We start from the raw sequence: 19,385 nt of genomic DNA on the forward strand, positions 1-19,385 counted from the left end.
CACCCCCGCACGGTCGTCTCCCCCCGAATCGTGCGGGTCTCGTGGGGACTTCGGCGAAATCCGATAAGTATCTTGTGACGGTACGGTGGGCTTGCCCGCGAACAAAGAGTGCCTAGCCCCGCGAACGGGGCGCAATCTGCCGGGTCGGACGGACGGCACGGCGTTCACATCAGCCAGCGAGAACGTCCGGAGTCGACGGAACGAACAGCGGACTCGGGAACGGCGAGGATGGGAGGACCGCCGACCCGCTGCGCCCGAAGCTACAACCCCCTGGGCGACGTAGCGCGCACGTCATGGACCGCACCAATCCCGCGACCGGCGAGGCGCTCGAACCGGTGCCGGACGACTCCGAGGAGGACGTCGACGCGGCGCTCGACGCAGCAGTCGAGACCTTCGACGAATGGAAGGACGTGCCCATCCGGAAGCGCCAGCAGTTGCTGGCCAACGCCGGCGACGTGCTCCGGGAGAACGCCGACGAGTACGCCGAACTGATGACCCGGGAGATGGGCAAGCCCCTGTCGTCGGCCCGCTCGGAGGTCGAGAAGTGCGCGTGGGTCTGCGACTACTACGCCGAGAACGCGGCAGAGCACCTCCAGGACGAGCGCCGGCCGGGCCCGGCCCACGCCGAGACGTACGTCTCCTACGAGCCGCTGGGCCCCATCCTGGCGGTCATGCCGTGGAACTTCCCGTTCTGGCAGGTGTTCCGGTTCGCGGCGCCCCACCTCACCGCGGGCAACGTCGGGCTGCTCAAGCACGCCTCGAACGTGCCGGGCTGCGCCGAGGCCATACAGGACGTCTTCAAGGAGGCGGGCTACCCCGAGGACGTCTTCCAGTCGCTCATCATCCACTCCGACCGGGCCGAGCAGGTCGTCGAGGACGACCGGCTCCAGGCGGTCACGCTGACCGGGAGCGCCCGGGCGGGTCGGTCGGTGGCCGAGACCGCCGGTCAGAACCTCAAGAAGTCGGTGCTCGAACTCGGCGGCTCGGACCCGTTCGTGGTGCTCGACGACGCCGACCTCGACGCGGCCGCCCGGGTCGGCGCTCGGGCCCGGACGCTCAACGCCGGCCAGTCGTGCATCGCGGCCAAGCGTTTCGTCGTCCACGCCGACGTGTACGACGAGTTCGTCGAGCAGTTCGTCGCGGAGATGGACGACCTGACCGTGGGCGACCCGACCGACGACGACACCGACCTCGGGCCGCAGGCCCGCGAGGACCTGCTGGAGACCCTCCACGACCAGGTCAGCCAGACCGTCGACGAGGGGGCGACCCTCGAACTCGGCGGGGAACCGCTCGACCGAGACGGGTTCTACTACCCGCCGACCGTGCTGACCGACGTGCCCAGGGACTCGGTGGCCGCCTGCGAGGAGGTGTTCGGCCCGGCCGCCGCCGTCTTCGAGGTCGAGGACGAGGCGGAGGCCGTCGAGGTCGCCAACGACACCCACCTCGGGCTCGGCGCGTCGGTCTGGACCACCGACCTCGACCGGGGCGAGCGGGTCGCCCACCGCATCGACGCGGGGATGACCTTCGTCAACCAGCTCGTGAAGTCCGACCCGCGGGTCCCGTTCGGCGGCGTCAAGGACTCAGGATACGGCCGCGAGCTGGCCGAGCACGGCATCGAGGAGTTCGTGAACAAGAAAACGATGTGGGTCCAGGAGGCCGACGCGAGCGAGGAGAACGTCGACGTCACGATAGAGTAGGCCCGCTGCGAGGCTCGGGGCGAACCTACTTCGAGTCCCGCCGGCGCTTGCGCATCTCGGCGACCGGGAGGCCGAGCAGGCCGACTACCAGCGCGCCGCCCAGCCCGACCGTCAGGGTGTCCTCGAGGTCCGACCCGCCGGAGCCGCCACCGCCGAGCGACCCGGCCGTCGGCTCGTCGGACGCGGCCTCGTCGCCGACCACGACCGCGCCCTTCATCCCCATCGCCTTGTGCGGGGTGCAGGCGTACTTCCTGATGCCGGCCTCGTCGAACGTCTGCTCGAAGGTGTGGCCCGCGCTGCCCGACGACTCGCTCTCGAACGAACCGTCCTCCGCGACCACGTTGTGGCTGCCGCCCTTCCCGGTCCACTTCCAGACGACCGTCGTGCCCGGGTCGACCCGGACCGCCGCCGGTCCGAACGCGAAGTTGCCGTTGTTTCCCTTCGCGCCGACCGTGATCGTCACTTCGGACCGGCCGGTCCCGTCGACGACGCCCTCGTAGTTCGAGACGTCGTCGAACCAGGAACCGAAGCCGCTCGCGACGTCCCCGCTGCCCGAGTCGCCGGAGCCCGAGGACGCGGACTCCCCGGACGACGACCCGGAGGAGGTGGGCGCGGCGGCGGCCGCTTCGGTTCCGACCACGACCGCGCCCTTCATCCCCATCGCCTTGTGGGGAGTGCAGGCGTACTTGACGACGCCCTTCTCCGAGAATTTCTGCTCGAAGGTGTGATCCGTGCTCCCGGTCATCTGGCTCTCGAACGAGCCGTCCTCGGCGACCACGTTGTGACTGCCGCCCTTCCCGGTCCACTTCCAGACGACCGTCGTCCCGGGGTCGACGCGGACCGCCGCCGGCCCGAACGCGAAGTTGCCGTTGTTGCCGGCCGCGCCCACCTCGACGGTGACCTCGGACTCGCCGGTCTCGTCGACCACCCCGTCGTAGTTCGAGACGCCCTCGAACCACCCGCCGAAGGCCGACTGGGCCGCCGCGGGGGTGGCGGCCCCGGCGCCGACCGCAGCCGCGCCGGCCACGCCCGCCGCGCCCTTCAGGAACGTTCGTCGGTCCAGTGCGCCGCCGGAGCGCGAGGTATCGGAGTTCATCGGTACCTGGAGGTTCCGGCCAGTGGGCGTTATAAACCCCCTCCGGTTCCCGTCTCGCGGTAATCCGCGCGAACATGTTCGGCCCCTACTCCAAGACCGTCACGGAGCGGAACTCGAAGCGCGCGCCGCCCGCCTCGCTCTCGGTGAGCCGGCAGTCCCAGTCGTAGATCTCCGCGAGCTGGGAGATGAACGTCAGGCCGAGCCCGATTCCGGCGGCGTTCGTGGTGTAGCCCGCCTCGAACACGCGGTCGCGCTCGGCCTCCGGGATGCCGGGGCCGTCGTCCTCGACGTAGAATCCCGAGGGCAGGTCGCCGACCCGGACGGTCAGGGGGTCGTTCTCCTCCTGACTCGGGGAGTCCGAACCAGTCGAGCTATGCTCGACGGCGTCCTCGTGAGCCTGCGAACGAGGGCTCGTGGAACCATGTTCCACGGCGTCCTCAGAAATCTTCGATTTCTGATGGGCTGCATCAGACTCCGTCTGATGAACGTCGTCGGCCTGTGGCCGACGGTTTGTCGAACCGTGTTCGACGGCGTTCTTGAACAGGTTCTCCAGCAGGTGCTGGACGTGGCTCCCCGCGGCCTCCACGACGCGGTCGGTCTCGACCCGGAGCCGAGCGTCGCCGGTCGCGAGTTCGCTCCACACCTCGGTCGCGGTCGCCGAGAGGTCGACCGGTTCGCGGTCGATGGTCGCGTCCGACCCCCGCGTCATGACCAGCAGGATGTCGATCATGTCGTCCATCCGGTCGAGCGCGTCCTCGACCTGCTCGAACGCGGTCTCGTCGCCGTCGGCCGCGCTCGAGACGTAGATCTGGGCGATGGAGAGGGGGTTGCGCAGCTCGTGGGCCAGCATGCTGGCGAACGATTCGAGCCGCTCGTTCTGGCGCTCGAGCTGGGTCTCCCGGCGCTTCCGGTCGGAGATGTCCCGGAAGTACACCGACAGCCCGCTCTCGGAGGGGTAGGCGTGGAACTCGAACCACGCCTCGAACGCCTCGACGTACTCCTCGCGGGAAACCGGCTCCTGGGACTCGGCCGCCCGCCGGAACGCCTCGCGCACCTCCGACTCCCGGAGTTCCGGCAGCGCGTCCCAGACGACGTCGCCGACCGGGTCGGTCCCGTCCGTGCCGAGCAGCCGCCGGGCCTGCTTGTTGGCGTGGACGAACCGCCACTCGTCGTCGAGCGCGACGAACCCGTCGTCGATGCGCTCGAACACCTCGTCGAGCTCGGCCTGGAGCTGGTCGCGCTGGCGCTCGATGGTCTGCTCGCGGTCGGCCCGGTCGAGCGCGGCCTCGGTGTTGGCCGCGAGTATCTTCGCGAGGTCGAGGTCCGCCTCGGTGAGCCGCTCGCTCACGGTCGACCCGGCCGTGAGCACGCCGTGGGGGCCCAGCGGGAGGATCATCTCGGTCTCGATCGGCGTCTCCGGGTTGTAGGCGCCCTCGCGGTCGGCGACCGACTCGTAGAGCTCGGGCGCTCCCGACTCGTAGACCCGCCAGGCGAGCCCCTCGCCCTCCGGGAAGCTCGGTACACCGTCGAACAGCTCCTCGGCCTCGGTCGTCGCGGCGATCGGTCGCAGCGCGCGGTCGGCCTGGTCGAGCAGATGGACCCCGCAGACCCGGAGGCCGAGGATGTCGCGGGCCGTCGAGACCGCCACGTCGCAGATCTCGGCCTTGGTCTCGGCTGCCATCAGGTCGCGGGTGACCGACCGGAGCGTCGCCAGCGTCTCCTCGCGGCGCCGGCGCTCGGTGACGTCCCGGAACACCGCCTGGTTGAGCGTCCGGTCGCCGATCTCGGTGATGCCCGCGCTGATTTCGACCGGGATCTCGCGTCCCTCGGCGTCGACGACGTAGTTCTCCCCGTCGTCCCGCACTACGCCGCCGGCCCGGACGTGCTCCTCGAACAGCCGCCGGTAGCGGTCGGCCTCGTCGGCCGGGTGGAGGTCGGTCTGGTGCATCCCGACGATCTCCTCGCGGGACTTGCCGAGGAGCTCCTCGGCGGCCTCGTTGGTGTCGACGATAACGCCGGTGTCGCCGTCGACGATGAAGACGGCGTCGGGCGCGGTGTCGACCAGCTTCCGGTACTGCTCGCGCGAGGCCTCGAGCTCGGCCTCCCGGCGCCTTCGATCGGTGACGTCCCGGCCGATGCCCGCGATACCCACCGGAGCGCCGTCGTCGTCGGTCATCAGGGCGCCGGTGAACTCGTGGGGGATTTCGGCGTCGTCGTCGGTCGCGAGCGGCGCCTCCACCCTGGCGCTGCCCTCCTCGAACACCCGCCCGATGGCCTCGGCGATCCGGTCGGCGGCCCCGTCGGCGAAGAAGTCGGTCGGGTCGCGGCCCGCGAGTTCGTCGTCGGCGTACCCGGTCACCGCGTTGGCCCGGTCGTTCCACCGGACCAGCCGGCCCTGCGCGTCGAGCACGAAGAAGACGTCCGGGAGCGCGTCCAGGGCGGCCCCGACGAGGTCGTCCCCGAGCTCGGAGTCGGCCTCGGATCCCCGGCGATCGATTTCGGCCGGGTCACCGGCGCCGGCGTCGAACGACGCGGTCGCTCGGGCCCGCGCGCGCTCGGCCCGGTAGCGCCCGACGCAGTTCTCGACCCGTCGGACCAGCTGGCGGCGCTGGTAGGGCGCGCCCCGCCAGTGGACGAAGTCGGTGCCGTCGCGGGCCAGCACCGCCGCCGCCAGGTCGGCGTCGTCCGTCTCGCTCACGGCGACGAACTGCGCGTCCGGCGCCGCCGCGCGGACGCCGTCGAGGAACGCGGTCGCGTCAGCGTCGGGAAGCGACGCCGCGGCGACGACGCAGGCCACCTCGGCGCGTTCGAGGCGGTCGAGCGCGCCGCTGGCCGTCGAAACGCGTTCGACGGTCACGTCCGCGGCGTCCGATTCGAGCGCGTCGACCCCCTCGTCCGCCCCGGGCGGGAGCTCTCCGACCGCGAGCACCCGGAACGGAGCGGACGTCGCCGGGTCTGAGTCCCCCGGAGACTGCACGGTACACCCGGAGGCGGGCATCGATTAAGAATCCACTGGAACCGACTCCGTAATTTCGGCCGGCGTTCGACCGTCCCGGACACCGAGGGCCCCGAATCCCGACGGGGTCGAACGTCTTACTCGACGACAACTTCGACCAGTGACATCTCGTTGCTCGGAATCGCGGCAGCCAGCGCGTCGTCGAGTTCGCGCCAATCGGCGGGCCGGTAGGCCTCGATGCCGAAGCTCTCGGCGAACGTCTGGAAGTCCGGATTGCCGAGCTCGGTCCCGAAGTGCTCGCCGCGGTGCTCGACCTGCTCCTCGGTGATGAGCCCGTACTCGTCGTCGCGGAACAGCAGGACGGTGTAGCCACAGCCCAGCCGGGTCGCGGTCTCGAGTTCGGCCGCGTTCATCATGAACCCGCCGTCGCCGGTGGCGGCCACGACGTTCGCGTCGACCGCGAGGTCGGCCGCCAGCCCGCCGGGCACCGAGATGCCCATCGAGGCCAGCCCGTTGGAGATGATGCAGGTGTTGGGCTCGTAGGTCACGAAGTTCTGGGCGATGGCCATCTTGTGGCTGCCCACGTCCGAGAGCAGCACGTCGTCGGCGTCCATCGCGTCCCGGAGCGCGGGCAGCACCCGCTTGACGGTGAAGGGGTCGCCCTCGTCGGGGTCGGGCGTCACGTCCGCGAGGATGTGCTCGCGCAGGTCGTCGTACCAGTCGGTCTCGAAGGCCGCGCCGATCTCGTCGCAGGTGGCGTCGAGCTCCCGGACGGCCGCCGCGATGTCCGAGACCACCTCCACGTCCGGGTCGTAGTGCTCGTACACCTCGGCGGGCTCGCTGTCGACGTGGACGACGGTGGTCTCGCCGGTGGGGTTCCAGTCGGCGGGGTCGTGCTCGGCGATGTCGTAGCCGACGGTTATCACGAGGTCGGCCGAGTCGATGGCGTCGGAGGCCTCCTCGTGCTCGCCCGAGTCGAGGGTCAGCAGCGAGTGCTCGTCGTCGTCCGGGACCGCACCCTTGCCCATGTAGGTGGCCGCGACCGGGAGGTCGTACGCCCGGACGAACTCCCGGAGCTCGTCGCTGGCGTCGGTCCGGACCGCGCCGTTGCCCGCGATGACGATGGGGCGGTCGGCGTCCGCGAGCAGGTCCCGGACCCGGTCGAGCGACGGGACGTCGGGTTCGGGCCGCCGGACCCGGCTCCGCTCCTCCATCGGTCGGACCTCGCAGTCCTCGTAGGCGACGTCCTCGGGGAGTTCGAGGTGGGTCGCGCCGGGCTTCTCGTACTCGGCGGTCTTGAACGCCTTCCGGACCGACTCGTGGACGATGCCCGGGTCCGAGATCTGGGCGTTCCACTTGGTCACCGGCTCGAACATGTCGACCACGTCGAGGGTCTGGTGGCTCTCCTTGTGGAGGCTCTCGAGACCGCCCTGGCCCGTTATCGCCACCAGCGGCGCCTTGTCGAGGTTGGCGTCGGCCACCCCGGTCAGGAGGTTGGTCGCGCCCGGCCCGAGCGTCGAGAGGCACACCCCCGCGTCGCCGGTGAGCCGGCCCCACACGTCGGCCATGAAGGCCGCGCCCTGCTCGTGGCGCACCGGGACGAAGGTGAGCTCGGAGTCCCGGAGCGCGAACATGGTCGCCTCGTTCTCCTCGCCGGGCAGGCCGAACACGTACTCGACGCCCTCCGACTCCAGCCCCGCGACGAGCACTTCTGCGGTGTTCATACATCCGGCGTACGACCTCCCGACCCATAGGTCCGGTTGCCGAACTCGCGGCCGCGCCGCGTCGCACCGACCCGTGCATCCCGAAGTTTTATAACGGATTCCGGACAACTTCGAGACACGGTCGTATGAAGACCTCTCTCCTCCGCCGCTGACCGGTCGAACGTCCGCGGTCGCGCAGCGTGCACTGCAGTTCAGCGGTCGCGCCGACCGCGTCGCCGTGGCGCCGAGTTTCGCTGTCGTCGCCTACTGTGCCGCAGGGCGTCGGCCGGTTCGGGTACGCGAGACAGTCGCAGCGAGGCGCGTTTCGCCTCGGACCGCCGAATCGAGTCGGGGTAGCGCAGAGCAATCGCCGCAGTCACGAACCACCCATCCATGCAATCACAGAACGCAGTCATCGCGAAGCGCGCCGACCCGGACGACGCCGACGCCGGCGTGCCCGACGCAACCGAGATACGGCGGCTGACCGAGGCCGCGGAGTACGAGGTCGTCGCGGAGGTGACCCAGACGCGGACCGAGCACCCGGCCACGAACCTCGGTCCCGGCAAGGTCGAGCAACTGGCCGGAACGGCGGCCGAGACAGGCGCCGACGCGGTCGTGGTCGACAACGACCTCTCACCGACCCAGAGCCACGAACTCGGCGAGGCGTGCCCCGAGGGGACCGCGGTCCTCGACAGGCAGCGGCTCGTGCTCGACATCTTCGCGGAGCGGGCCGGCGGCGAGCGTGCCGCCCTCCAGGTCGAGCGCGCCCGGCTCGCGTACGACCTGCCCCGCGTCCGCGAGCAGGTCACCCGCGAGCTAGCTGGCGAGGACCTCGCGCACGACGAGCAGGGCGGCCAGCGCGTCCGCGACGTCGAGCGAAGAATCGACGAACTCGACCGGAAGCTCGCCGAGCGCGGCGACGACGCCGCGGCCCGCCGCGAGCGCAGGCGCGAGGAGGGGTTCGAGTTCGTCGCGCTCGCGGGCTACACGAACGCCGGGAAGTCGACCCTGCTCCACCGGCTCGCCGACGACCTCGACTTCGAGGCCCGCGAGCCCGACCACGCCGACCTCGACGGCACCGCCGAGATTCGGGACCGCCTGTTCGAGACGCTCGACACGACGACGCGCCGGGCCACCATCGAGGGCCGCCGGACGCTCGCGACCGACACCGTCGGGTTCGTCGACGACCTGCCCCACGAGACGGTCGCGTCGTTCCACGACACACTCTCGGCGACGGGCGACGCCGACTGCGTCGCGCTGGTCGTCGACGCGAGCGACCCGCCCGGGGAGCTCCGTCGGAAGATCGAGACGGGGCTCGACCTGCTCGCCGACGCCGAGGGCGAGGTCGTCCCGGTGCTCAACAAGGTCGACCTGCTCGACGAGGACGCCCTCGCCGAGCGCGAGGACGCGATTCGGGGGCTCGTCTCGGACCCGGTCGCGGTCAGCGCCGCCGCGGGGCGGAACCTCGACGCCCTCCGCGAGCGCCTCGCCGCGGCGCTGCCCGACCGCCGAGCGGTCGAACTCGTCCTGCCGAACCGCGACGAGGCGATGAGCCTCGTGTCGTGGCTCTACGACCGGGCGGACGTGAGCGACGTGACCTACGGCGGCGACGAGGTTCGAGTCGCGTTCGAGGCCGGACAGTCCATCGTCGAGCGCGCCGAGGCGAAGGCCGACGCGCTCGGGGGCGAACCGATAGAGAACTGACGGACGGCCGCTTCAGACGCCGCCGGCGCCGCCGCAGCCCGCGGCCGCGCTCCCCGCGCCGGCGCAGCTGGCGGCGCTGGCGCTCGCCGCCGAACTCGCGGCGATCACCGCCATCCCGGAGTTGCGGCTGTAGTCCTTGCACTCGCCCCACGCGACCGGCGCGATCTCGTCGTCGATGTCGTGACCGTCCTCAACCGCGGCCCGGAGGTCGTCGACGCCGAACCCGGTCTCCGAGACGAACCGGTCCGCGAGCTCGGGCGGCACCGCGACCCGGCGACACTCCTCGGCCTCGAACAGTTCGTCCCCGTCGAAGGTGAACTGGACGTCGAAGTGGCGGACGAACACGTCCTCGCCCGCGAAGGCGGGTGTCAGGGCGCCGATCGCCTCGCCGACGAGGTCCCACACGAGGTCGAAGTCGGGCGACTCGACGTCCTCGCCGAGCGAGAACCGCGCGATGGGAACCGTCACGGGCTCCTCGTCGGGGCCCTCGTTGACCACCGCGACGCCGGTCACGGCCGCGTCCTCGATGCCGCGCGCGTCGACCGCGACGCGCTGCTCGAGGGCGTCGTCGGCCGCTTCGCGGGCGGTCTCGATCCGGTCCTCCGCGTCGTCGCCGTCGTCGCCGAGCAGGCGCTCGATGAGTGACATTGTGCTGACGTTCGTGGAGGGGAGACTTGAAAGTTGACGTGAACCGGGCGGTCCCTGCAATGTCGAATGTTACCGAACCACAGACTTTCGGGTCTTCCCCGCGAGGAGACGGTATGGCAGTCACCGGAATCGACCACCTGGTCCTGTACGCGACCGACGTCGAGGCGACCTGCGAGTTCTACGCCGAGACGCTCGACGTCGCCGACCGCGAGGAGTTCGGCGACGGCCGGGTCGCGCTGGCGTTCGAGAGCGCGAAGCTCAACGTCCACCCGGCCGGCGACGAGTACGACCCGCACGCCGAGAGTCCCGAGTCGGGGTCGGCCGACTTCTGTCCCGTCGTCGACCGTGCGGGGCCGGCGCTCGTCCACGACGCTGACGACGTGGACCGTCGCGCCGACGGTCAGCGCGAACGCGCGGGCGTGACCCGCCGCGCGCTCGGCCCCCTCGCTCCCGTCGGTCGGTACCGCGATGCGGTCGAACATGGCCGGGTCCTCCCGACTACGACCCGCCGGGTTTAACCGGCGATGGCCGATTCCGGCGGAGCGTCGGTCAGTCGACCCGCCGGCCGGGCCGGAGCGCCGTCCGCACCGCCAGCCGCACCGACCCCTCGATGCGGTGGTCCGATACCGGCTCACCGGATGCGGTGGTAGTCGTACTGCCCGCGGATGTTCTCGTGGAAGTACGACCCGTGGGAGCGCGCGCTCAGGAACGCCTCGTAGGTCTCCCGGGCGACGTCGGCGTACCGGTAGACGCCCCCGCTCTCGAACTCGATCTCCAGGGTCTCGTCCTCGTCGCTGTAGCCGATGGACCGGATGGAGCTCGACGCAACCGGGCTCCGGGTCTCGGCGACCCGTTCCAGCCGCTCGTAGGGGACGTAGCCGACGATTCGGTCGGCGTGGTACAGCACCACCCCGTGCCGTCCCTCCTCGAGCTGGTCGCACTCGATGCGGTCGCCCGCCGTCGTGACGGCCTTCATGGCCCCGTACACGCCGGGGGAGCCACTGAATGCATCGGCCGTCGGCGGGCGAGCGCGGCGGACGGAGTCGGCTGTCCGAGGCCCGTCAGCGAGGCGGTACACATACCCCCGTCGCCGGCGTACCCTCCGGCATGCCCGAAATCTACGGCGAGTACGAGGACGAGGCCGACAGCCAGTTCGTCGGCTGCGTCGTCTGCGGGACGACCCTGGACCTGTTCGAGCCCCACCCGATGTTCCGCGAGGAGAGCGTCTCGGAGGTCGGCGACGTGGTCGCGCGGACCTACCACTTCTGCGGCGAGGACTGCATCGAGCAGTGGAAGCGCGACCGCGACACGGGGGAGTGACCGGAGCCGCGGCGAGCCGGAGAAGATAGAACCCGTATTCGAGGCCATCGTGCGTGAGAGAGACTCGCACGTATATTTTGGGCCTAATCAATTAGGTAGAGCTACTATTATCGACCCCTGAGGAGGTAGTAATAGCGGCAGCCCCCTCCAAGCACGAGTGCCTCTGACAGCAATCTACTGCCGCATTCACGGGTGACTGCCCGAAACCCGACTGCTTCCCCGCTTTCCGGTTTACGGCCTTACTACAGCGAGTATTCCGTGGTGCTCGTCTCACACGGGGAATGGACTCCTCCGCTCCTAGCTCACAACGAGACTACGAGGGAGAGAATTTCATACACTGCACCGATCAAGAACGTCAGAACTACGAGAACGGCAAACCATTTCCGACCGTTCCCCGGTATACTGGGAGTTTCCGACGGATAATACGGTGACAATGGGTTATTCGAGTCGGGGCCATTGCCAGTCATACGGAAACGTTGGCTCGTTCGATATATAACTGCTGTGTAGGTGACAGTTCGAGAGATTTCGAAAAATCCGGAGCTGAGGAGGCGGATAGATGCACGCTCTGCACCCGACGTCCATTTCACACCTCGAAGAGAACTGGGAAACTGCGCCGTTGTCGCGTTGCGAGAGCGGCGATCAGGCGATTCGCCGGACGCCGCTGGAGATGCGCTTGCGGTTGTAGACGAGTTCGCCGAGCGCCCAGCCGACCAGCAGGAGCGCGGCGAACACGACGCCGACGAAGTCCCACGGCCCCATCCAGACCGGACGGATCCACGGCGTGACGTGGGCCCACCGTTCGGCGAACGAGTCGACCGGTTCGGCGACTGGCGTCCCCGCGAACGCGGCCGACATCCACTGCGCGAACGTGAGCCGGTCGCCCGTGCCGGGCGTCAGCCCCGCGCTGTTGGAGACGGCGTACTCGCCCGCGGCGTTCATGTCGGCGATGGTCGAGAGGTTCCCGGCCTCGTCCGCCTCGTCGCCGTAGGTGATGCGCTCGACGTCGTAGGGCGCCCACGGCGCGTAGAACTCCCAGACGATCTCGCCCTGCGGGGTGACCTCCATCACGCGGTTGTTCATCGAGTCGACCACCATAGTGTTCCCGTTCGGCAGCCGGTCGGCGTCCCGCGGCCAGTTGAAGCTCTTGGAGGACCCGAGCTGCCACGTCTGCTCCCAGTCGTCGCCGCGCTTGGCGTACTCGACGATGCGGTCGTTCTCGCTGTCGGCGACCAGAATCGTCGGGTTGCCGCTCTTGCTCTCCAGGTACTGGGGATTGTGCTGCTCGTGCATCACGTCGTAGTTCTGATCGCTCCCGAGGCGCATGTCGATCTCCTTCGTGGAGCGGTTGATGACCATCACCTGGTCCATATTGCGCGGCGAGATCAGGTACTGCCCCTCGGCTATCTTGTCGACGTCGTTGACGTGGGTCCAGTCGTTCTTCGGCGGTTCGGCGGCGTACGTGCCGCCCTGCTCCTTGGTCCAGTCGGTGTGCTTGCGGAACTGCCACTCCCAGACGACCTCGTCGCTGCCGCGGTCGTAGATGAAGACGCGGTCCTCGTTGACCTCGCTGGTGGTGTTGTAGTTCCGCATGTTGGCGACGAGCAGCTGGTCGCCGTTGATGAGGTCGACGTCGTGGGTGTCGTGGACCTCGTCGAACCGCTCACGCCAGACGACCTCGTCGTTCTGGGGGTCGTACTCGTAGACGGTCGTCCCGCCCTTGCGGGTCCCGCTGACGAGGATGTTGCTCCCGTTGACGGGGTCGACGTCGTAGAACCAGGTGACATCGAGGTCGCTCCCGTTGTGGATCCACTTCACGTCACCGCGGGGGCCGACCCCGACGACGCGGGCGGGCTTCTTCCCGCTGGACTGCCCCTGGAACTTGAATCCCTGTATCGAGATGACCGTCGTCCCCTCCGCCGGGGACTCGATGGTCCCCTTCTGGAGGTCGGTGTGGGAGGGCTCGTACGTGAGCGCGGAGACCGCGGAGGGAACGAGTAGCGACGCGATGACCAGCAACACGACGGCGCGGACCACCCAGGGCCTGGAGAGGCGCGCCTTCCAGTCGTTCGGCATACACCCCGATACAGCCAGACGGAATATATGGGTTTTGTCCTCTTTCCCGGTGAAGTCAGTATCAACTAATCGGAGACGACAACTCGAAACCCGGCTGCGAGCGTCGTCACGTCGCCACTCGCTCGACACTACCGTCAGTCCCTTGGCGTCGGTGGGCGTGACCACCGCGTATGGAGTTCAGCGTCATCCAGGGCGACATCGCCGAGCAGCGGGCCGACGTGCTGGTCAACGCCGCGGGCACCAGCCTCCGGATGGGTAGCGGCGTGGCGGGCGCGCTCCGCCGGGCGGCCGGCGAGGAGCTGAACGAGGCGGCGATGGCCGAGGGCCCGGTAGACCTCGGCGAGGTGGCAGTCACCGACGCCTACGGGCTGGACGCCGAGCACGTCGTCCACGCGGCCGCGATGCCCCACTACGGCGACGGGCAGGCGACCGCCGAGAGCATCCGCCACGCGACCCGGAACGGCCTGGAAGTGGCCGAGGAGCTTGGCGCCGAGTCGCTCGTGATTCCCGCGCTGGGGTGCGGCGTCGCCGGGTTCGACCTCCGGGAGGGCGCCCGCATCGTCTGCGGGGAGATCGCCGCCCACGAGGCCGACTCGCTCTCGGACGTCCGGTTCGTCGCGTACGCCGACGAGGAGTACGAGACGGTTCGGTCGGTCGCCGAAAGCGTTCGCGAGCCCGAAAGTGTTTGATTTTTAGTATAGAACGAAATCTGTATTTACCAGCTTTCCGTAACGTTCGGTCGGAGACGTACTCGCATGCGCTCGAACCGCTGGACGTCCGGTCGGAGCCCGGAGTCGACGCCGCGCTGGGGTCGCGGAGCGGCGGCGCAGCGGCGACCGGCAGCGTTCGGGGAGGCAGGTCGTCCGGCCGTCGTACCGGGGAAATCTACTTCTACCCCCGGTGCCGACCTACCGGCCGAGCGAGACCGGAGCAGGGGTCGGACCGCCGGGACGCCGTCCGCCCGACTCGAACGCGGAGGACGCGGAGGCCGAGATCAGAGGGGGAATCGAACACGACCATGAGCGAGGAGTTACGAGAGGAGAAGCGGAAGATCGAGGAGCTCCACGAGGTCGCCTCCGAGATGGCGGGCTGCCACGACGAGGCGGAGGTCTACCGCCTCGGCGTGGACGCCGCCGAGGAGATCCTGGAGTTCGACATCTGCGGCATCGACGTCGAGGAGGACGGCTACCTGGTCCCGGTGGCCACCTCCACGGAGATGCCCACCGAGGGGTACGAGTCGCTCGAAGCCGACGCGGGCATCGCCGGCCGCACCTACCAGAGCGGCGAGTCGTTCGTCGTCGACGACGTGCGCCGGATGGACGTTGCCGAGCCCGTCCAGCAGGAGTACCGGTCCATCCTCAGCGTCCCGGTTGGCGACCGCGGCGTGTTCCAGGCCGGGTCCCGCGAGACCGACGCGTTCGACGAGGACGACCGCGAGCTCGCGGAGCTGCTGCTGTCGCACGTCTCGGCGGTCGTCTCGCGCATCGACTCCCAGACGGCGCTGCGCGAGAGCGAGGAGAAGTACCGGACGCTGGTCGAGGGGAGCCACGACGCCATCTTCATCCACGACGACGAGCGGTTCCGGTTCGTCAACGACCGGGTGTCGGAGCTCACCGGGTACGACCGCGACGAACTCGTCGGGATGCCGGTGTGGGACGTCGTTCACGAGGACGACGTCGACCGGGTCCGACAGCTGATCGAACGCCGGAAGGCGGACAGGCAGACGCCCCACTACCAGCTCCGCATCCGGTCGCGGGAGGGCGAGGTCAGGTACCTCGAACTCAGCGTCCAGGCCATCACGTACGACGGCCAGCGGGCCCACCTCGGGTCGGCCCGCGACGTGACCGAGCGCCGGAAGCGCAAGCGGAAGCTCGAGCGGAAGAACGAGCGGCTCAAGGAGTTCACCAGCGTCGTCAGCCACGACCTCCGGAACCCCCTGAACGTCGCGCAGGGCCACCTCGAACTCGCCCGCGGGACCGGCGCGGACCGCCACTTCGAGAAGACCGAGTCGGCGCTGAGCCGGATGGAGTCGCTCATCGACGACCTGCTCGCGCTCGCCCGCCAGGGCCAGGACGTCAGCGACACCGAGTCGGTGGCGCTCGACGCGGTGGTCCGGCGGGCCTGGTCGTCCGTCTCGACGGGGGACGCGAGCCTCGCGGTGGCTGACGACCTTCCCGCGGTCGAGGCCGACGCCGGCCGGCTCCAGGAGCTGCTGGAGAACCTGTTCCGGAACGCAGTCGAGCACGGCTCGACCAGCCCTCACTCGCAAGCTCGCGAGGACGCCGTGGAGCACGGCTCCGCGAGCCCTCGCTCGCAGGCTCGCGGGGACGCGGTCGAACACGGCGGCGACGCCGCCACCGTCCGCGTCGGCCCGCTGACCGCCTCTGCTCCGGACGCGGGCGACGCCGAAATCGCGCCGAGCGGCTTCTACGTCGAGGACGACGGGCAGGGCATCCCGCCGGACGAGCGCGAGAAGGTGTTCGAGCACGGCCACACCACCGCCGACGACGGGTCGGGACTGGGGCTCGCGATAGTCAGCAGTATCGCGGAGGCCCACGGATGGGAGGTCGGCGTCACCGACGGCGAGGCGGGCGGCGCTCGCTTCGAGGTGCGGACGACCTGACGCGGAGAACGGCGGCAGTCGAGCGCCGCCGCAGGCACCGAAGGGCTACCTGAAGCCGGTGACGTCACCGATCGAGAGCGGACTACCGGGGAGGTCGGCCGGCGGGTCGGGGTCGTTGTACGCGCTGGGCGCGACGTCGTTGGGCGAGTCGGGGTAGAACAGCGCGGCGAGCAGGTGGAGCTGGCGCCGCCCGACGTCGAGTTCGAACTGGCCGCCGCCGTACATGTCGATGTCGCGGTCCTCGCAGTACTCGACGGTGTCGAGCAGCGACTCGACAGACCCGAACCGCGAGGGCTTGACGTTGAGCCAGTCGGGCTCGAACGGGAGTTCGCGGACGCTCTCGACTCCGGTGATCGGGTAGTCCCACGACACCCGGTCGCGGGCCGGGTCGAGCGCGTCCGCGGTCGCGTCGGTCCACGCCGGGTCCTCCAGAATCGCGTCGGGGAACGACTCGACCACCCGGCGGTAGAGGTCGGGGTCGGCGCTCCCGGCCACGTCGGCGTCCTCGTACAGCGCCTTGAAGTCGACCACGCGGACGCCCGCGCCGGCGAGGTCGGCCACGAGGTCGTCGGTCCAGCCGTCGTCGGCGTCGAGCTTGAACTCCAGGTCGGGGTCGCGGTCGCGCCACCGCTCGACCGCGTCTGGGCGCGGCGGGTCGCCCAGCGGCGGGCTCGCCACGAAGCGCACGGGGTCGTACTCGCGGTCGAGCCGGTCGCCGAGGTCGGCGTCGCACTGCCGGAGCGCGAGGTCCAGCGCGGCGCTCTCGAACGCCCACCGGCGGTAGTGCGGGAAGTGGGCGGCGGGGTCGGCGTCCGGGAAGAGGTCCAGGTCGGCCAGCGCCGCCGAGAACGAGTCGACGGTGTACTCGCCCGCGAGGTCGAACCGGTCGGGTATCGGGTGGAGGTCGGCGTCGTAGGTCACGTCCTCGCCCTTCCCGACCGCGCCGTCGCCGGCCAGCGACACCACGGTCGTCGCACGGGTGAACTTCGAGGTCTCGCGCTCCAGCCGGTCGTACGCGACCGACTCGACGGTCAGCGGCAGGTCCGCGACCCGCTCGTAGAGGCTCATACCCGGCCGGACGGGCGCGGCGGGGAAAGTCGTTGGGTCGGGGCGGTCGGCCGCTCGGTCACGCCGGCGACCGGTCCATAGACTACTCCGTCACGACGGTCACCGGGCCGTCGAAGTTGAGGATGATCGACTGGGTGAGGTCGCCGAACAGCGCCTTGCCGGCCGGCGAGCGGTTCTCGCCGGCGACGAACAGGTGGTCGCAGTCGCGTTCCTCGGCGGCGCGCAGGATCTGGTCGTGCTCGTCGCCGAGCCCGCCGACCGCCTCCCACGAGACGTCGACGCCGTCGAGCGCCTCGCGGCCCACGTCGGCCGCGAACTGCTCGGCGCCCTCGCGGGCCTCCGGCGCCGAGTAGACGACCGACCGGTCGGGGATCGACTCCATCGCCTGGCGCTTGTCCTCGTACTCCTCGTCGGTCGTGACGTGCAGCAACACCAGTTCTGCGCCGACGGCGGCCGCCAGTTCGCCCGCCTCCCGGACGAGTTCCTTCGTGGACTCGTCGGCGTCGACGACTACGAGTGCTCGGTCCATGTGTTATAGCTGATGAACTGTCACCATTAATAAAGCGCACGACTCGAGGAGATCAGCCGGCCGGCCGGCGGAAACTACCCGACCGACGGCCGCGCCCGAAACCGGGGAAATCGGTCGCGAGCCGGCGTGAGCGCCGCCCCTACGCTTATACGCCTCCGTCGCGTCGGAACGTCCGTGTCAGACGACCAGCCCTCTCGAAGAGACGTCCTGCGAGTGACGAGTGGGGCCGCCGCGGGCGGCGCGCTGTCGACGCTCCCGGCCGCCGACGCTGTCGCCGCGCGAGTCGCCCCCGACGGCGCCGACCCCGAGACCTTCGCGGTCGACCGCGAGGCGGCGACGTCCGTGTTCCCCCAGTCGGTCGCGAGCGGCGGGCCCACGCCGCGGGGCGCACTGCTCTGGACCCGGGTCGACCCCGAGGCCTACGACGACGAGACGCCGCTGGCGGTCGAGGTGGCCCGCGACGAGGCGTTCGACGACACGGTCTACAACGGACTCGTTCCCCCCGACCGGTTCGGCCCGGAGCGCGACCACACCGCGATAGCGGACGTCGACGGCGAGCTCGAACCGGATAGCCGCTACTTCTACCGGTTCGTCCACGACGGCGACGCCAGCGAGGTCGGCCGGTGTCGGACGCTACCGGAGCCCGGCGCGAGCCCCGACTCGCTCCGGCTCGCGGTCGCCTCGTGTAACGACTACCGCCACGGCTACTTCGGCGCGTTCGGTCACATCGCCGAGACCGACGTCGACTTCCTGGTCCACCTCGGCGACTTCATCTACGAGTACGGCGGCGAGGACGGGCCCGACGACCGGGCCATCGACCTGCCGAGCGGCGAGGACCAGGCCGAGGACCTGGCCGACTTCCGGCACCTCTACCGGACCTACCGCTCGGACGACGACCTCCGGAGTGCGCTCCGGAACCACACCATGATCCACACGTGGGACGACCACGAGATCGTCGAGGACCGGTGGTGGAACTACGAGACCGAGGCGCCCGAGACCGACAAGCACCCGCGGGGCGACGACCCGGAGTTCATGCGGGAGCTGTACACCGCGGGCATCCGGGCCTACACCGAGTACGTCCCCGCCCGCGTGGAGTACGACCCGCCCGCGGACGACGGGTCGGGCCTCTCGCCGGAGGCCATCAAGGACAACTTCCGGCTCTACCGGTCGTTCCGGTTCGGCGACCTCGCGGCCCTGTTCATGACCGACGAGCGGCTCTACCGGTCGCCACCGCCGGGACCGGACGACTCCGATCCGGCCGTCTCCGCGAAGACCGCGGCCGAGGAGCCGGGGCGGACGATGCTCGGCGAGGACCAGCGGCAGTGGCTGCTCGACGGCATGACGACCTCGAACGCGACGTGGACGCTCTGGGGGAACGAGGTGCTGGCGGCCGCCTTCCGGTTCGTCGACGGCGGCGAGGTGACTGTCAACGCCGACGCCTGGGACGGCTACCGGAGCGAGCGCGAGCGGGTCCTGACCCGACTGGAGAAGGCGGGGGTCGACAACCTGGTGGCGCTTACCGGCGACATGCACAGCTACCTCGCGGCCTACCTGCTGACCGACTACGAACTGGTCGGCGGGGATGAGGGCCTGTCGGACATCGGCCCCGGCGAGCGCACCGGTGTCGAGTTCATGGCGCCCGCGGTCAGCAGCGACAACCTCGTGGCGCTCGGGGAGTTCCCCGAGAACGGCACCGAGACGGTGGTCGGGGCGCTCAAGGCCGGCAACCCCCACGTCGAGTGGTTCGACAGCAGCCACTGGGGCTACGCGGTCGTCGACGTCCGGACCGACCGGCTGGTCTACTCGGCCTACCACGTGGACCGGGACTCCCCCGACGCGTCCAGAGAGCTCCTGCGCCGGTACCGGGTCCCCGCCGGCTCGGTCGAACTGCAGCGGACCGACGACGGTGCCGGCGACGACGGCTTCTTCTGAAGCGCCCGCGCAGTCTCGGGGGCGCTGTGCGCCGCG

At 70.0% G+C, this 19,385-nt stretch carries 14 protein-coding genes and 2 pseudogenes; 7 read left to right on the forward strand and 9 right to left on the reverse strand.

Translation table 11 applies throughout. From position 1 onward, the window contains the following. The first annotated feature begins 293 nt into the window (after positions 1-293). Positions 294-1,697: an NAD-dependent succinate-semialdehyde dehydrogenase gene (locus DVR07_RS20180; protein ID WP_115799114.1), complete on the forward strand. Its 1,404-nt coding sequence runs from the start codon at positions 294-296 to the stop codon at positions 1,695-1,697. A gap of 25 nt (positions 1,698-1,722) precedes the next feature. Here the strand turns inward: DVR07_RS20180 and DVR07_RS20185 are convergent, their stop codons facing one another. From DVR07_RS20185 to DVR07_RS20195, 3 genes are all read right to left on the reverse strand, one after another. Further along, positions 1,723-2,793 (reverse strand): halocyanin domain-containing protein, encoded by a 1,071-nt coding sequence (locus DVR07_RS20185; RefSeq protein ID WP_115799115.1) that lies wholly within the window; start codon positions 2,791-2,793, stop codon positions 1,723-1,725. An 85-nt stretch (positions 2,794-2,878) separates the two neighbouring features. After that, positions 2,879-5,770 carry a PAS domain S-box protein gene (locus DVR07_RS20190; RefSeq protein ID WP_162829651.1) on the reverse strand — a complete coding sequence of 964 codons (2,892 nt, stop codon included), beginning with the start codon at positions 5,768-5,770 and terminating at the stop codon, positions 2,879-2,881. Positions 5,771-5,886: 116 nt separating this feature from the next. Further along, the gene (locus DVR07_RS20195; RefSeq protein ID WP_115799117.1) at positions 5,887-7,473 is read right to left on the reverse strand and encodes an acetolactate synthase large subunit; all 1,587 of its coding nucleotides are present in this window, start codon (positions 7,471-7,473) and stop codon (positions 5,887-5,889) included. Positions 7,474-7,845: 372 nt separating this feature from the next. Here DVR07_RS20195 and hflX point away from each other — a divergent pair, with 372 nt between their 5' ends. Then, on the forward strand, positions 7,846-9,156 hold the full coding sequence (gene hflX / locus DVR07_RS20200; RefSeq protein ID WP_115799118.1) for a GTPase HflX: 1,311 nt from the start codon (positions 7,846-7,848) through the stop codon (positions 9,154-9,156). 12 nt (positions 9,157-9,168) lie between these two features. On the opposite strand, the gene DVR07_RS20205 is transcribed toward hflX, so the two are convergent. After that, positions 9,169-9,804: a hypothetical protein gene (locus DVR07_RS20205; protein ID WP_115799119.1), complete on the reverse strand. Its 636-nt coding sequence runs from the start codon at positions 9,802-9,804 to the stop codon at positions 9,169-9,171. Positions 9,805-9,863: 59 nt separating this feature from the next. Between DVR07_RS20205 and DVR07_RS22760 the strand changes: the two are divergent. Next, positions 9,864-10,142: pseudogene (locus DVR07_RS22760) on the forward strand (VOC family protein); the annotation flags it as partial. On the opposite strand, the pseudogene DVR07_RS22765 reads toward DVR07_RS22760, so the two are convergent. Together DVR07_RS22765 and DVR07_RS20215 are read right to left on the reverse strand one after the other, a co-directional pair. Beyond that, positions 10,029-10,286 (reverse strand): annotated as a pseudogene (locus DVR07_RS22765) (universal stress protein); the annotation flags it as partial. The pseudogenes DVR07_RS22760 and DVR07_RS22765 overlap by 114 nt on opposite strands. A gap of 149 nt (positions 10,287-10,435) precedes the next feature. Further along, positions 10,436-10,780, reverse strand: coding sequence for a KTSC domain-containing protein (locus DVR07_RS20215; protein WP_115799120.1), 345 nt, complete (start codon positions 10,778-10,780; stop codon positions 10,436-10,438). Between the two features lie 131 nt (positions 10,781-10,911). Between DVR07_RS20215 and DVR07_RS20220 the strand changes: the two genes are divergently transcribed. After that, a complete protein-coding gene (locus DVR07_RS20220) occupies positions 10,912-11,124 on the forward strand; it encodes a DUF7576 family protein (protein ID WP_115799121.1) in 213 nt (70 codons plus the stop codon). 639 nt (positions 11,125-11,763) lie between these two features. Here the strand turns inward: DVR07_RS20220 and DVR07_RS20225 are convergent. Further along, on the reverse strand, positions 11,764-13,197 hold the full coding sequence (locus DVR07_RS20225) for an aryl-sulfate sulfotransferase (protein WP_115799122.1): 1,434 nt from the start codon (positions 13,195-13,197) through the stop codon (positions 11,764-11,766). 170 nt (positions 13,198-13,367) lie between these two features. Between DVR07_RS20225 and DVR07_RS20230 the strand changes: the two genes are divergently transcribed. Both DVR07_RS20230 and DVR07_RS20235 read left to right on the forward strand, forming a co-directional pair. Continuing rightward, positions 13,368-13,886 (forward strand): macro domain-containing protein, encoded by a 519-nt coding sequence (locus DVR07_RS20230; RefSeq protein ID WP_115799123.1) that lies wholly within the window; start codon positions 13,368-13,370, stop codon positions 13,884-13,886. A 329-nt stretch (positions 13,887-14,215) separates the two neighbouring features. After that, a complete protein-coding gene (locus tag DVR07_RS20235) occupies positions 14,216-15,820 on the forward strand; it encodes a PAS domain S-box protein (RefSeq protein ID WP_115799124.1) in 1,605 nt (534 codons plus the stop codon). A 45-nt stretch (positions 15,821-15,865) separates the two neighbouring features. On the opposite strand, the gene DVR07_RS20240 is transcribed toward DVR07_RS20235, so the two are convergent. Beyond that, the gene (locus DVR07_RS20240) at positions 15,866-16,888 is read right to left on the reverse strand and encodes a hypothetical protein (protein ID WP_115799125.1); all 1,023 of its coding nucleotides are present in this window, start codon (positions 16,886-16,888) and stop codon (positions 15,866-15,868) included. Between the two features lie 82 nt (positions 16,889-16,970). Further along, the gene (locus tag DVR07_RS20245) at positions 16,971-17,417 is read right to left on the reverse strand and encodes a universal stress protein (RefSeq protein WP_115799126.1); all 447 of its coding nucleotides are present in this window, start codon (positions 17,415-17,417) and stop codon (positions 16,971-16,973) included. A gap of 174 nt (positions 17,418-17,591) precedes the next feature. On the opposite strand from DVR07_RS20245, the gene DVR07_RS20250 reads away from it, so the two are divergent. Continuing rightward, positions 17,592-19,349: an alkaline phosphatase D family protein gene (locus tag DVR07_RS20250; protein WP_205254580.1), complete on the forward strand. Its 1,758-nt coding sequence runs from the start codon at positions 17,592-17,594 to the stop codon at positions 19,347-19,349. The last annotated feature ends 36 nt before the right edge of the window (positions 19,350-19,385 follow it).

Origin of the sequence: Halorussus rarus (assembly GCF_003369835.1) — an archaeon.
Taxonomy (GTDB): Archaea; Halobacteriota; Halobacteria; order Halobacteriales; family Haladaptataceae; genus Halorussus; species Halorussus rarus.